Origin of the sequence: Streptomyces sp. NPDC051133, from assembly GCF_040682635.1 — a bacterium.
Taxonomy (GTDB): Bacteria; Actinomycetota; Actinomycetes; order Streptomycetales; family Streptomycetaceae; genus Streptomyces.
In genome coordinates this window covers 53,147-66,686 of sequence record NZ_JBFBBK010000005.1, presented here as the reverse complement: position 1 = coordinate 66,686, position 13,540 = coordinate 53,147, and the positions used below count along the sequence as shown (strand labels likewise).

The 13,540-nt window shown below is 71.3% G+C and carries 14 protein-coding genes and 1 tRNA gene; 6 read left to right on the top strand and 9 right to left on the bottom strand.

The window, feature by feature from the left end:
* Nucleotides 1-65: 65 nt before the first annotated feature.
* The 7 genes from AB0N17_RS07915 to AB0N17_RS07885 form a co-directional block, all read right to left on the bottom strand.
* The gene (locus AB0N17_RS07915) at nt 66-935 is read right to left on the bottom strand and encodes an HAD-IIB family hydrolase (protein ID WP_366010288.1); all 870 of its coding nucleotides are present in this window, start codon (nt 933-935) and stop codon (nt 66-68) included.
* A gap of 122 nt (nt 936-1,057) precedes the next feature.
* Nucleotides 1,058-1,960 (bottom strand): LLM class flavin-dependent oxidoreductase, encoded by a 903-nt coding sequence (locus AB0N17_RS07910; RefSeq protein WP_366010287.1) that lies wholly within the window; start codon nt 1,958-1,960, stop codon nt 1,058-1,060.
* A gap of 42 nt (nt 1,961-2,002) precedes the next feature.
* Nucleotides 2,003-2,473, bottom strand: a complete 471-nt coding sequence (locus tag AB0N17_RS07905) for a hypothetical protein (protein ID WP_366010286.1) — start codon at nt 2,471-2,473, stop codon at nt 2,003-2,005.
* A 47-nt stretch (nt 2,474-2,520) separates the two neighbouring features.
* Entirely contained in the window at nt 2,521-3,069 is a 549-nt protein-coding gene (locus AB0N17_RS07900) for an RNA 2'-phosphotransferase (RefSeq protein ID WP_366010285.1), read from the bottom strand.
* Between the two features lie 121 nt (nt 3,070-3,190).
* Nucleotides 3,191-4,147, bottom strand: a complete 957-nt coding sequence (locus AB0N17_RS07895) for a MerR family transcriptional regulator (RefSeq protein ID WP_366010284.1) — start codon at nt 4,145-4,147, stop codon at nt 3,191-3,193.
* Between the two features lie 28 nt (nt 4,148-4,175).
* Nucleotides 4,176-5,930 carry an SDR family oxidoreductase gene (locus AB0N17_RS07890; protein WP_366010283.1) on the bottom strand — a complete coding sequence of 585 codons (1,755 nt, stop codon included), beginning with the start codon at nt 5,928-5,930 and terminating at the stop codon, nt 4,176-4,178.
* A 29-nt stretch (nt 5,931-5,959) separates the two neighbouring features.
* Complete coding sequence (locus tag AB0N17_RS07885; RefSeq protein ID WP_366010282.1) at nt 5,960-6,802, bottom strand: M24 family metallopeptidase; 843 nt, start codon at nt 6,800-6,802, stop codon at nt 5,960-5,962.
* A gap of 254 nt (nt 6,803-7,056) precedes the next feature.
* On the opposite strand from AB0N17_RS07885, the gene AB0N17_RS07880 reads away from it, so the two are divergent.
* The 6 genes from AB0N17_RS07880 to AB0N17_RS07855 all read left to right on the top strand — a co-directional run bounded on the left by AB0N17_RS07880 (nt 7,057) and on the right by AB0N17_RS07855 (nt 11,253).
* Entirely contained in the window at nt 7,057-8,022 is a 966-nt protein-coding gene (locus AB0N17_RS07880) for an ABC transporter ATP-binding protein (protein WP_366010494.1), read from the top strand.
* On the top strand, nt 8,012-8,920 hold the full coding sequence (locus tag AB0N17_RS07875) for an ABC transporter permease subunit (protein WP_366010281.1): 909 nt from the start codon (nt 8,012-8,014) through the stop codon (nt 8,918-8,920). The genes AB0N17_RS07880 and AB0N17_RS07875 overlap by 11 nt, the downstream gene beginning before the upstream one ends.
* Entirely contained in the window at nt 8,917-9,828 is a 912-nt protein-coding gene (locus AB0N17_RS07870) for an ABC transporter ATP-binding protein (RefSeq protein ID WP_366010280.1), read from the top strand. The genes AB0N17_RS07875 and AB0N17_RS07870 overlap by 4 nt, the downstream gene beginning before the upstream one ends.
* Nucleotides 9,829-9,838: 10 nt before the next feature.
* On the top strand, nt 9,839-10,558 hold the full coding sequence (locus AB0N17_RS07865; RefSeq protein WP_366010279.1) for an ABC transporter permease: 720 nt from the start codon (nt 9,839-9,841) through the stop codon (nt 10,556-10,558).
* A gap of 100 nt (nt 10,559-10,658) precedes the next feature.
* The gene (locus AB0N17_RS07860) at nt 10,659-10,910 is read left to right on the top strand and encodes a hypothetical protein (protein ID WP_366010278.1); all 252 of its coding nucleotides are present in this window, start codon (nt 10,659-10,661) and stop codon (nt 10,908-10,910) included.
* A 241-nt stretch (nt 10,911-11,151) separates the two neighbouring features.
* A tRNA-OTHER gene (locus tag AB0N17_RS07855) sits at nt 11,152-11,253 on the top strand.
* A gap of 134 nt (nt 11,254-11,387) precedes the next feature.
* Here the strand turns inward: AB0N17_RS07855 and AB0N17_RS07850 are convergent.
* Together AB0N17_RS07850 and serS are read right to left on the bottom strand one after the other, a co-directional pair.
* Nucleotides 11,388-12,188 carry an HAD family hydrolase gene (locus AB0N17_RS07850; protein WP_366010277.1) on the bottom strand — a complete coding sequence of 267 codons (801 nt, stop codon included), beginning with the start codon at nt 12,186-12,188 and terminating at the stop codon, nt 11,388-11,390.
* Nucleotides 12,185-13,462 carry a serine--tRNA ligase gene (gene serS, locus AB0N17_RS07845; RefSeq protein ID WP_366010276.1) on the bottom strand — a complete coding sequence of 426 codons (1,278 nt, stop codon included), beginning with the start codon at nt 13,460-13,462 and terminating at the stop codon, nt 12,185-12,187. The genes AB0N17_RS07850 and serS overlap by 4 nt, the downstream gene beginning before the upstream one ends.
* Nucleotides 13,463-13,540 lie beyond the last annotated feature (78 nt).

Sequence of the window (13,540 nt, the reverse complement as noted above, 5' to 3'; positions counted from 1 at the left end):
CATCAGGGGCTCCCCGGTGAGGGGCTGGTCACCGAAGAGGCGACCGAGGGCTGCTCGGTGAGGGGCTAGTCGCGCCGCGCGAGGAGTTGCTCGATCACGACCGCCACCCCGTCCTCGTTGTTGGCGACCGTGCGGCCCGACGCGGCGGCGATGACGTCCGGGTGGGCGTTGCCCATCGCGTACGACTGGCCGGCCCAGGTCAGCATCTCGACGTCGTTGGGCATGTCCCCGAAAGCGACGACCTCCTCGTGCGAGATGCCCCGCTCGGCACAGCACAGGGCGAGCGTGCTGGCCTTGGAGACGGCGGGGCCGCTGAGTTCGAGCAGGGCGCTGGGGCTTGACCGGGTGACGTTGGCACGGTCCCGGACGGCGATCCGGGCGAGCGTGAGGAAGGCGTCGGGGTCGAGGTCCGGGTGGTAGGCGAGGATCTTGAGCACGGGCTGGTCGGCGCCCGGGCCGTCGGGCGCGAGCAGCTTCTCCGCGGGCAGGAGATGGTCCGGTATCTCCCTGTGCAGCTTGGGGTAGTCCGGCTCCTGGTGGAAGCCGTACGTCTGCTCGACCGCGAACACCGTGCCGGGTGCCGCCTCGCGCAGCAGCCGTACGGAGTCCAGGGCGTTCTCCCGGGCAAGTTCGCGCACCTTGACGAACCAGTGGGCGCCGGGGCCGCCGTGCAGGTCGACGACGGCCGCGCCGTTGCCGCAGATCGCCAGCCCGTGGCCGTGGACATGGTCGCTGACGACGTCCATCCAGCGAGCCGGGCGGCCGGTGACGAAGAAGACCTCGATGCCGGCCTCCTCCGCGGCGGCCAGGGCGGCGACCGTGCGCGGGGAGACCGACTTGTCGTCGCGCAGCAGAGTGCCGTCGAGGTCGGTGGCGATCAGCCGCGGCCGTAGGGCGGCGGACGGGGTCCCGGGCTGTCTGGTCGCTGAGGTCACCGGGCTATTCTCGCGCATATGCCCGCACGGTCGTGCGGAACTGCGCACAGATGAGACACAGATGACGCCCGGCGGACGCCGGGCGTGATCGGGACGTCGGCCGGGCGTGAGCCGGGCGTCCGTCAGCCCAGCTGGGCCAGGGCCTCCAGAGCGATCTGCTCGAAGACCTTCTCGTCCGCGGCGAAGTCGGAGTCCGGGATGGGCCAGTGGATGACGATCTCGGTGAAGCCCAGCTCCCGGTGGCGGCCGGCGAAGTCCACGAAGGCGTCCAGGGACTCCAGCGGCCGGCCCCGGTCGGGGGTGAAGCCGGTGAGCAGGACCTTGTCCAGCTCGGCCACGTCCCGCCCGGCCGCCGCGCACGCCTCGGTCAGCTTGCCGATCTGTCCGCGCAGCGCCTCGACGGACTGCTCGGGGGTGCCGGTCTCGTACAGCTTCGGGTCGCCGGTGGTCACCCACGCCTGGCCGTGCCGCGCGGCGAGCTTCAGGCCGCGCGGGCCGGTGGCCGCCACCGCGAACGGCAGCCGGGGCCGCTGCACGCACCCCGGTATGTTCCGCGCCTCGTTCGCCGAGTAGAACTCGCCCTCGTGCGTCACCGCGTCCTCGGTGAGCAGGCGGTCGAGCAGGGGCACGAACTCGGCGAACCGGTTCGCGCGCTCGCGCGGGCTCCACGGCTCCTGGCCGAGCGCGGTCGCGTCGAAGCCGGTGCCGCCGGCGCCGATGCCCAGGGTGACCCGGCCGCCGGAGACGTCGTCGAGGGAGATCAGCTCCTTGGCGAGGGTCACCGGGTGCCGGAAGTTCGGCGAGGTGACCAGCGTGCCCAGGCGCAGTCGGTCGGTGACGCCCGCGGCGGCGGTCAGCGTCGGGATCGCGCCGAACCAGGGGCCGTCACGGAAGCTCCGCCAGGACAGGTGGTCGTAGGTGTATCCGGTGTGGAAGCCGAGCTGCTCGGCCCGGGTCCAGGCCGAACGGCCGCCCTCGCTCCAGCGGCGGTAGGGCAGGATCACGGTGCTCAGACGCAGACTCATGCGTCCGAGAGTAAGCGGCTCCGCAGGCAACGGCCGAAAAGGTCACCGTACGCGGCCGCTCAACCACGGACTGAGCAGGGTCATGGGTACGTACTCCTTGTACGTGCGGTCGCCGGGCAGCGGGACGACGAGACGGTAGCCGGGCGGAAACCGGCGCGCCCTGACGTGGGCCAGGTCCTCGAAGACGGAGCGGAGGAAGGCGGGCACGTCGTCGCGCGGGACGTCGGGGCACTCGATGCCCTCGACGGTGATCAGCGCGTCGTCCTCCGGGTAGAGCCGGACGCTCACCCGGGGCAGGCCGCCGAACTCGACGTACGCCTCGTGCGGCAGGGAGCCGTCCGGGTCCGTGACCACGCCGACGCCCGAGGAGCTGCGGCGGGAGGTCTGGTCGGCGCCGATGTCGTCGGTCACCTCGATCTCGCGCGCGTAGTGGGCGGCGAGGACGCGCAAGGCGGTGACGGCGGCCTCGGTGGTGGGCAGATGCTCGGGCAGGTGGTCCATACCACCGATCATGAACTCCGAGCGGGGCCCGTGTCACCGGGGGGTCCGAACCGCCGCTCTCAGCGGGGCCCGGGGAAGCGCAGGTAGCGCGGTGGTACGGCCTGTGTCAGCCAGACGCCGTTGGCGCTGACGTGGAAGACGTGGCCGTCGCGGTGCATGGCGCCGGCGTCGACGGTGAGTACCACGGGCCGGCCCCGGCGGGCGCCGACCCGGGTGGCGGTCTCGCGGTCGGCGGAGAGGTGCACGGCGTGCCGGTTCATGGGCTTGAGGCCCTCCGACCGGATCGCGTCCAGGGTGCGGGCGACGGTCCCGTGGTAGAGGTACGGCGGCGGGGCCGTAGGGGGCAGTCCCAGGTCGACGTCGATGCTGTGGCCCTGGCTGGCGCGGATCCTGGTGCCCTCGATCACGAAGCGCTGCTTGTCGTTGGCGGCCACCACGTGGTCCAGTTCCTCGCGCGTGAAACGGAATCCGTGCGCGGCGGCAGCGCTGATCAGCGTGTCGATCTCCACCCAGCCGCCCTGGTCCGGCGTGAGCCCGATGCGCTCGGGCTGATGGCGCAGGTGTTTGGAGAGATACTTCGACACCCTCACGGTGCGTCTTTCGTCCATGCGTCCAGCGTGCGCGAGAGGCGTGGATCACGCAGCTCGTTTTTGGTCGCAGGTTTGATCCACAGGCAAGTCGGCTTATCCACAGGCGAATTGACGATCCTGTGGACAACTGACGTGCTCTTTACGGAGATTCGTCAACCTCTGTGCCGTCAGGTCCGGGTGGATACAGTGCATCCAACGCCCTGGCTCTGACTTCCCGTTCAGCAGAGAGGCGGACGAACTCGGAGACGTGGTCCCTTCCAACCAGCGCTTCCACAGCGGTGATCGTCTCTGCGGGCAGGGGGACGTACCGGGTGCCGGAGTGTTGCTCCGGCGGCTCCGGCGGCTCCTGCGTGCCGAGGTGGCTGCGCAGGTGGTGCGTGGCCAACACCCGCATGGCCCGCGCCAGTTCCGCGTCCACCGTCTGCTGGGCGAGAGGGCGGAGCCGGCGTACGAGCGAGGCCGCTTCGGCCGCGTGTGCGTCCGTGCGGTGGGCGGGGTCCTCCAGGTAGCGCGCGAACACGTACTCGGTGGTGAACTCCAGGAATCGGGCGGCGATGTGCTCCACCTGGCCCCTCAACTCCCGCAGGTGCGAGGAGATCGCGGACAGCGGCACCCCGGCCGCGTGCAACTCGACCGCCACGGACAGCTCTTGAGGGCTCGGGACGAGGAACGCGTCGGGATCTCCGTCGATCGGTTCCAGTACGCCGAGTTCGACAGCCTCGGCCACGGCGTCGTCGTCCGGGGTGCCGCCGAAGCGGGCGTCGAGTTCGGCGCGCGTGATGCGGTCGGGCCGTTCGTCCGTCCACGGGCCCTCCACCTCCGTGACCAGGCCGAGGACTCCGCCCAGGCCGCGGCCGGTGTCCCAGGCGTCCAGCAGTTCCTTGATGGACGCCAGGGTGTAGCCGCGGTCGAGGAGGTGGGCGATCTGGTGAAGGCGGGTGACGTGGGCCTCGGAGTAGAGGTTGGCGCGGCCCTGGCGGTTGGGGCGGGGGAGCAGGCCGCGGTCCTGGTAGGCCCGGATGGTGCGCACGGTGGTGCGGGTCCGGTGGGCCAAGTCCTCGATGCGGTAGGCCTTGTGGGCCGTCCGGTCGGTCATGGCCCGGTCACCCGGCCGGCCCGGCCGCTCACAGCCTCGGCTCCACCCGCGCGATCCGCCGCAACGCCCCCGGTACGAAACGGGACATGAGGTGCGCGCCCCGGGCTTCCGGCGTCACCGGTACCACCGCCTTGTTACGGATCACCGCGTCCAGAACGGCCTCGGCCACCTTCTCCGGCGGGTAGTTGCGCATCCCGTACAGCCGGGCCGTGCTCTTCTGGCGGCGGCGTTCCTCCGCCTCGTCGACGCCGGCGAAGCGGGCCGTCGAGGTGATGTTGGTGTTGACGATGCCGGGGCAGATCGCGCTCACCCCGATGCCCCGACCGGCGAGTTCGGCGCGCAGGCACTCGGAGAGCATCAGCACGGCCGCCTTGGAGGTGCTGTACGCGGGCAGGGCACGGGACGGCTGGAAGGCGGCCGCGGAGGCGATGTTGACGATGTGGCCGCCCTGGTCCCGCTCGGCCATGCGGGCGCCGAAGAGGCGGCAGCCGTGGATGACGCCCCAGAGGTTCACGTCCAGGACCTTGCGCCAGTCGTCGGTCGTGGTGGCGAAGAAGGAGCCCGACAGGCCGATGCCGGCGTTGTTGACCAGCACGTCCAGCACGCCGTACTCGCGGTGCACGCGTTCGGCGAGCTTCTCCATGGCCTGCTCGTCGGAGACGTCCGCCGTCTCGGCCCAGGCCTCGGGGGCGCCGATCAGCCGGGACAGCTCGGCGGTGCGGGCGGCGGCCTCGGTGTCGCGGTCGACGGCCACCACGCGCGCACCCGCCTCCGCGAACGCGAACGCCGTGGCCCGGCCGATCCCGCTGCCCGCACCGGTGACCAGCACCAACTGCCCGCCGAAACGGTCGGCGTGGCGGCCGGAGGCCTTCGGCTCGGGGCGGCCGCCTTCCACGGACATGACGAATTCCTCGATCCAGGTGCTCAGTTGGTCGGGCCGGGTGCGGGGGATCCAGTGCTTGGCCGGGAGGGTGCGGCGGGTCAGCTGCGGGGCCCACTGCCCCAGGTCGTCGTACAGGCGCTCCGAGAGGAACGCGTCGCCCTGGGGCGTGATGAGCTGCACGGGCGCGTGTGCGTACGCGTCCGGGCGGGGCCTGCGCAGCCGGGCGCGGACGTTGTCCCGGTACAGCCAGGCGCCGTGGGCCGCGTCGGAGGGGAGCGAGGAGGTCGGGTAGCCGTCGCCGGGGACCTTCTCCACCCGCTGGAGGATCTTCGGCCAGCGCTTGCCCAGCGGGCCGCGCCAGGCCAGCTCGGGCAGCACGGGCGTGTGCAGCAGGTAGACGTACCAGGACTTGGCGCCCTGGCCGAGGAGCTGGCCCACCCGGCGCGGCGTGGGACGCTTCACGCGCGCGTTGATCCAGTGCCCGAAGTGGTCCAGGGACGGCCCGGACATCGACGTGAAGGAGGCGATACGGCCCTCCGTGCGGCCGACCGTCACGAACTCCCAGGACTGCACCGAGCCCCAGTCGTGGCCCACCAGGTGCACCGGCCGGTCCGGGCTCACCGCGTCCACGACGGCGAGGAAGTCGTCGGTGAGCTTGGCGAGGGTGAAGCCGCCGCGCAGCGGCTCGGGCGCCGTGGAGCGACCGTGGCCCCGCACGTCGTACAGGACCACGTGGAAGCGGTCGGCGAGCCGGACCGCGACCTGCGACCAGACCTCCTTGCTGTCCGGGTAGCCGTGCACCAGCACCACCGTCGGCTGCTCCGGGTCGCCCAGCTCGGCCACGCACAGCTCGACCCCACCGGTCGCCACCCGGCGCTCCCGCGCCCCCTTCAGCGTCACGTCCGCCACCTTCCCCGCCCCGTCCGCCGTCACTTCTCCTCCGCCCAGCGCCGCACGTGCGGCAGATCGTCGTCCAGCCAGAACGCGCTCTCCCCGGGGTCCTTCGAGTCGGTGACCACGAGGATCTCCTCGAACTTCGCGCCCGTACCCCGGAAGCCGAGGTGGGGTTCGACCGCCCACAGGCCCGGCTGCGGCGGGTGGTCCGAGAAGCGGTACGGCGACCAGAGGGGCGACCAGCCCTCGCGGTGGCCGTGCAACGCGTCGGCGGCAAGGCCCTTGAGGGACTGCGTGCCGAACCCGAACAGATGCGGCGAGAAACGGCGCTGCTTCACGCGGTCCACCTTGTGGGCGATCACCCCGAACGGGTACGCCCGGTGCCGGTTGGCGTACCCCTGGCGGACCATGAGCCGGTCCACGTCCTCGTAGATCTCCCGCAGCGGGCGTCGCTCGCGCACCTCGCGCAGGATCAGCGCCCGGTGTGCCTCCAGGTCGGCCATCAGCCGGTCCTGCACCGGATTCACGCCCAGCGAACCCGAGTAGCCGATGTCCGCCGTGTATCCCTCGAACACCGGCGCCATGTCCAGGATGAACGGCATCCCGGGCTCCAGCGCGCGGTCCGTCGGGAAGAACTGCAGCGGAACGCGGAAGCCCGTGAACGCCGTACGGTCCCCGAACCAGGCGAAGGGCAGGTGGAACCAGTCCCGCACCCCGCGCTCGCGCAGCCACTCGCGCTGCATCCGCGCCGCCTCGCGCTCGGTGACGCCCGGCTGCAGCCGCGCCGCGACCGCCTCCGCACACTCGTAGGCGAGGCGCTGCACCCGCCTGAACCCCCGCAGCTCCACGGAGAGTTCACTGCTCACTGCCGTCGTCATGCCGCCCCGTCCCGTCGTGCCGTCGACTCGGCCGCTCGCCCCGTCGACCGCGGTACGCGTCCGTAACTTGACACTGGTGAATGTGACAGTTGTTAGAGATGGCGTCAATAGGGAGGTCGCGGCCTGTGGACAACTCGCGGTAACCCTTGGGTGGGGCATCCCTTAGGGCCCCGTAATACCTGGGTCTGACGCGAAGACGGCTCTGAGGTCTGACGACCCGCGTGGTCCGGATCACTACCTTCGATGACGTGACTGTGATCGCGACCGAAAGCCTGAGCAAGCGGTTCCCCCGGGTGACCGCGCTCGACCGGCTGTCCGTGGACATCGGGCCCGGTGTGACGGGACTCGTCGGAGCCAACGGCGCCGGCAAGTCCACCCTGATCAAGATCCTGCTGGGTCTGTCCCCCGCCACGGAGGGCCGCGCCGAGGTGCTCGGCCTCGACGTCGCCACCAAGGGCGCCGCCATCCGCGAGCGCGTGGGCTACATGCCGGAGCACGACTGCCTGCCGCCGGACGTCTCGGCCACCGAGTTCGTCGTCCATATGGCGCGCATGTCCGGCCTGCCGCCCACCGCCGCCCGCGAGCGCACCGCGGACACCCTGCGCCACGTCGGCCTTTACGAGGAGCGCTACCGCCCCATCGGCGGTTACTCCACCGGCATGAAGCAGCGGGTGAAGCTCGCCCAGGCGCTGGTGCACGACCCCCAGCTGGTCTTCCTGGACGAACCGACCAACGGCCTGGACCCGGTCGGCCGCGACGAGATGCTGGGCCTGATCCGCCGCATCCACACCGAGTTCGGGATCTCGGTCCTGGTCACCTCCCATCTCCTCGGGGAGCTGGAGCGCACCTGCGACCACGTCGTCGTCGTCGACGGCGGCAAACTCCTGCGCTCCAGCTCCACCACCGACTTCACCCAGACCACGACCACCCTCGCGATCGAGGTCACCGACAGCGACGCGCACCCGGACGGCACCCACGCGCTCCGCGAGGCGCTCCGCGCGCGCGGGGTCGACACCCACGCGGAGGGCGCGGGCCTGCCCGGCGCCGGACACATCCTGCTGCTGACGGCCGCGGGCGAGGAGACGTACGACCTCGTGCGCGACGTGGTGGCCGACCTGGGCCTCGGCCTGGTGCGCATGGAACAGCGCCGGCACCACATCTCCGAGGTGTTCACCGGCAGCGACGAGCAGCGGAAGGAGGCCGTCGGACATGGCGGTTGAGCATCCCCCGGCCACGCCCGCCGGCGACCGGTCCCGCATCCACGACATCGGCTACCGCGGCTACGACGGCCCACGCCTCGGCCGTGCCTACGCCCGCCGCTCCCTGTACTCGCAGTCCCTGCGCGGCGCCTACGGCCTCGGCCGCTCGGTGAAGTCCAAGGTGCTGCCCATGCTGCTGTTCGCGGTGATGTGCGTGCCCGCCGCCATCATGGTGGCCGTCGCGGTCGCCACCAAGGCGCACGAACTGCCGGTCGCCTACACCCGCTACGGGATCATGATGCAGGCCGTGGTCAGCCTGTACGTCGCCGCGCAGGCGCCCCAGGCCGTCTCCCGGGACCTGCGCTTCAAGACCGTGCCGCTGTACTTCTCACGGCCCATCGAGACCGCGGACTACGTGCGCGCCAAGTTCGCCTCGCTCGCCTCGGCGATCTTCATCCTGACCGCCGCTCCCCTGCTCGTGATGTACGTGGGCGCGCTGCTGTCCAAGCTGGGCTTCGCCCACCAGACGAAGGAATTCGCCGAGGGACTGGTCTCCGTGGCCCTGCTCTCCCTGCTCTTCGCCGGCATCGGTCTCGTCATCGCCGCCGTCACCCCGCGCCGGGGCTTCGGCATCGCCGCCGTGATCGCCGTGATGGTCATCTCCTACGGCGCGGTCAGCACGCTCCAGGCCATCGCCGACGTGCAGAACCACACCGATGCCATCCCGTGGATCGGGCTGTTCTCGCCGATCACGCTCATCGACGGGGTCCAGTCGGCCTTCCTCGGCGCCACCGCCCGCAATCCCGGGGCCGTCGACCCGTCGGCCGGACAGGGCGTGGTCTACGTCCTGGTCGTCCTCGGCCTCATCGCCGGCTGCTACGGCCTGCTGACGCGCCGCTACAAGAAGGTGGGACTGTGACCACACTGAGCCTCGACCACGTCTCCCGCTGGTTCGGCAACGTGGTCGCCGTCAACGACATCACCATGACCATCGGCCCCGGCGTCACCGGCCTGCTCGGGCCCAACGGCGCCGGAAAGTCCACCCTCATCAACATGATGGGCGGCTTCCTCGCCCCCTCCACCGGCACGGTCACCCTCGACGGACAGCCGGTGTGGCGCAACGAGCGGATCTACCGGCACATCGGCATCGTCCCCGAGCGGGAGGCGATGTACGACTTCCTCACCGGCCGCGAGTTCGTCGTCGCCAACGCCGAACTGCACGGCCTCGGCGACAAGGCGGCCCAGCGCGCCCTCGCCACCGTCGAGATGGAGTACGCGCAGGACCGGAAGATCTCCACGTACTCCAAGGGCATGCGCCAGCGCGTGAAGATGGCGAGCGCCCTCGTCCACGACCCGTCGCTGCTCCTGCTCGACGAGCCGTTCAACGGCATGGACCCGCGGCAGCGCATGCACCTCATGGAACTGCTGCGGAAGATGGGCGACGAGGGCCGCACGGTGCTGTTCTCCTCGCACATCCTCGAAGAGGTCGAGCAGCTCGCCCGGCACATCGAGGTCGTCGTCGCCGGCCGGCACGCGGCCAGCGGCGACTTCCGGAAGATCCGCCGGCTGATGACCGACCGCCCGCACCGCTATCTGGTCCGCTCCAGCGACGACCGCGCCCTCGCGGCGGCGCTGATCGCCGACCCGTCCACGTCCGGCATCGAGGTCGACCACGCCGAGGGCGCGCTGCGCATCCAGGCCGTCGACTTCGGCCGGTTCACCTCCCTGCTGCCGAAGGTCGCCAGGGACCACGGCATCCGGCTCCTCACGGTCTCGCCGTCCGACGAGTCCCTGGAGTCCGTCTTCTCGTACCTGGTCGCGGCGTAGGAGGCCGAAGATGTACGACCCCACCGTCGCCCGGCTCACCTACCGGGCCCTGCTCGGCCGCCGCCGAGCTCTCATCCTCGGCGCGCTGCCGCTGCTGCTGATCGTGATCTCCGTCGCCGTGCGCGTCCTGACCGGAGCCGACGACCAGACGGCCTCCGACGTCCTCGGCGGCTTCGCCCTCGCCACGATGGTGCCGATCATCGGCGTCATCGCGGGCACGGGCGCGATCGGCCCGGAGATCGACGACGGCTCCGTCGTCTACCTGCTGTCCAAGCCCCTGAAGCGGCCCGCGATCATCTTCACCAAGCTCATCGTCGCGATCGCCGTGACCATGGTCTTCTCGGCGGTGCCCACGCTGATCGCCGGCCTGATCCTGAACGGCAACGGCCAGCAGATCGCCGTCGCCTACACGGTCGCCGCGCTGATCTCCTCCATCGCCTACTCGGCGCTGTTCCTGCTGCTCGGCACGGTCTCCCGGCACGCGGTGGTCTTCGGGCTCGTCTACGCGCTGGTCTGGGAGGCGCTGTTCGGCTCCCTGGTGCCCGGCGCGCGCACGCTCAGCGTCCAGCAGTGGTCGCTGGCCGTCGCCCACAAGCTGGCCGGCGGGGACCTGATCACCTCCGACGTGAGCCTGCCGACGGCCACGGTGCTGCTGGTCGCGGTCACCGTGCTGGCCACGTGGTACGCGGGACAGAAGCTGCGGTCGCTGACGCTGGCGGGCGAGGAGTAGGCGCTCTGCGGCTCCCCGTCCGGGCCCGGCGGCCTTGACGGGGACTTCACCTCGGTCCGCGCAGACTGGGCGGATCGGATGCACGGCTAGGAGGCCGGTGATGGCAGAGGAGATACGGCGAAGCGGCGGGCGCGGTCGGCGGGACGCGGAGGCCGCCGACGCGTGGAACGACGTCGTGCTGGACGAGGACTTCGTACGGGCCGCCGACACCTCCGAGCCGTCCGCCCGGGCCCGGATGCTCGCCGCCCGCTGGCGGGCCGAGGCGCCCGAGCCGCAGCCGTGGCGCTCCGACGAGCCGCCGGCCGGCTGGTTCTTCAGCAGGGCGCGGCGCCGCAGGTGGCGCCGCCGGTAATTCGATGGCGTCCAACTCGGCCCTGGGGCACAGTGGTTGTGCCCCATCCGCCGGGAACGTCCCGGCGCCGCGTGCTGGGAGAGGAGGTGGGCGATGTCCATGCACGGCAGTACGCCCAACTCCCGTCAGGGCAGTCCGAGGCGGGCTCCGGAGTGATCCTCACTCCTCCGTAGAGCTCAGGGGACAGCCCGGGGCGGCCGCTTCGAGCACGCGATGTGTCTCTCGCGTGGGCCGCCCACCCGGAGGATTGGCCGAGTGGTAAGGCACTGGCTTGCACTGTGTTTGATTGAAAGCAGCCATGGTCGGGGGCGACCCCGCGCACGTTCGATCCGTGCATCCTCCGCGAGACGTTGTCACTGTGACATGGCCACGATGGTGGTCGGGGAGGCCTGGAGCCGGCCGGGAAGGTACCCGGTGCCGCAGGCCGTGCCCACCCGTTCCGCCCTGCGGAACGCCTGCCCACGGCGGTCGCGACCCCTACGCCAGCAACCGTTCCAGCACCACCGCGATGCCGTCCTCCTCGTTGGAGGACGTCACCTCGTCGGCCACCGAGCGGAGCTCCTCGTGGGCGTTGGCCATGGCCACGCCCCGAGCCGCCCAGGCGAACATCGGGATGTCGTTCGGCATGTCGCCGAAGGCGATCGTGTCCGCGGCCTTCAGGCCCAGGCGGCGGGCCGCCAGGGACAGGCCCGTGGCCTTCGACAGGCCCAGCGGGAGCAGCTCCACGATGCCCTCGCCCGCCATGGCCACCGTCACGAAGCCGCCTGCGGCCTGCCGGGCCGCTTCCGCCAGCTCGTCGTCGCCCAGCGTCGGATGCTGGACGTAGATCTTGTTGAGGGGGGCCTTCCAGAGGTCGGAGGCGTCCTCGAACGGCGTCGCCGGCAGCTTGCCGGTGACCGCGTACCCCGGGCCCACCAGCACCTCGCCGTCCAGGCCGTCACGGCTCGCCGCCAGGTACAGCGGGCCCACCTCGGCCTCGATCTTCGCCAAGGCCACGCCCGCCAGCTGCCGGTCCAGGGTCACGGACGTCAGCAGGCGGTGCGCCCCGGCGTCGTAGACCTGCGCGCCCTGGCCGCAGACGGCGAGGCCGTCGTAGCCGAGGTCGTCCAGGATGTGCCGGGTCCAGGGGACCGCGCGGCCGGTGACGACGATGTGGGCCGCGCCCGCCGCGGTGGCCGCGGCGAGCGCGTCACGGGTGCGCCGCGAGACCGACTCGTCGGAACGCAGGAGCGTTCCGTCGAGGTCGGTGGCGATCAGCCGGTACGGGAACCCGGTCACTTGGCGACCGGCGCCAGGACCTCGCGGCCGCCCAGGTAGGGGCGGAGCACCTCGGGGACCCGGACGGAGCCGTCGGCCTGCTGGTGGTTCTCCAGGATCGCCACGATGGTGCGCGGAACGGCGCACAGCGTGCCGTTGAGGGTGGCGAGCGGCTTGACCTGCTTGCCGTCGCGGACGCGGATCGACAGGCGGCGGGACTGGAACTCGGTGCAGTCCGAGGTCGAGGTCAGCTCGCGGTACTTGCCCTGGGTCGGGATCCACGCCTCGCAGTCGAACTTGCGGGCGGCCGAGGAGCCGAGGTCACCGGTGGCGACGTCGATGACGCGGAACGGCAGCTCCAGCGAGGTCAGCCACTGCTTCTCCCACTCCAGCAGGCGCTGGTGCTCCGCCTGGGAGTCCTCGGGCGCGACGTACGAGAACATCTCGACCTTGTCGAACTGGTGCACGCGGAAGATGCCCCGCGTGTCCTTGCCGTGCGAGCCGGCCTCACGGCGGAAGCACGGGGAGAAGCCCGCGTACCGCAGCGGCAGCTTGTCGGCGTCGATGATCTCGTCCATGTGGTAGGCCGCGAGCGGGACCTCGGAGGTGCCGACCAGGTACAGGTCGTCCTTGTCGAGGTGGTAGACGTCCTGGGCCGCCTGGCCGAGGAAGCCGGTGCCCGCCATGGACTGCGGGCGGACCAGCGCCGGGGTGAGCATCGGCGTGAAGCCGGCCGCGGTGGCCTGGGCGATCGCCGCGTTCACCAGGGCCAGCTCCAGCAGGGCGCCGACGCCGGTGAGGAAGTAGAAGCGGGAGCCGGAGACCTTGGCGCCGCGCTCGACGTCGATCGCGCCGAGCAGCTGGCCGAGCTCCAGGTGGTCCCTGGGCTCGAAGCCCTCGGCGCCGAAGTCACGGATCGTGCCGTGCGTCTCGAGGGTGGCGAAGTCCTCCTCGCCGCCCACGGGCACGTCCGGGTGGACGAGGTTGCCGAGCCGGAGCAGCAGCTGCTGGGTCTCGGCGTCGGCCGCGTCGCGCTCGGCGTCTGCGGCCTTGACGTCGGCCTTCAGCTGCTCGGCACGCTTGAGCAGCTCGGCCTTCTCGTCGGCGGCGGCCTTGGGGATCAGCTTGCCGAGCTGCTTCTGCTCGGCACGCAGCTCGTCGAAGCGGACGCCGGAGGACCTGCGCCGCTCGTCGGCAGACAGGAGGGAGTCGACGAGCGCGACGTCCTCTCCACGGGCGCGCTGGGACGCGCGCACACGGTCGGGGTCCTCACGAAGCAGGCGAAGGTCAATCACGGGACCAAGGCTACCGGTGTGGGGTTGCCGCTCACGAATCACTATTCCGAGGAGTCGTGATGCGTCGCTTACGTTCCG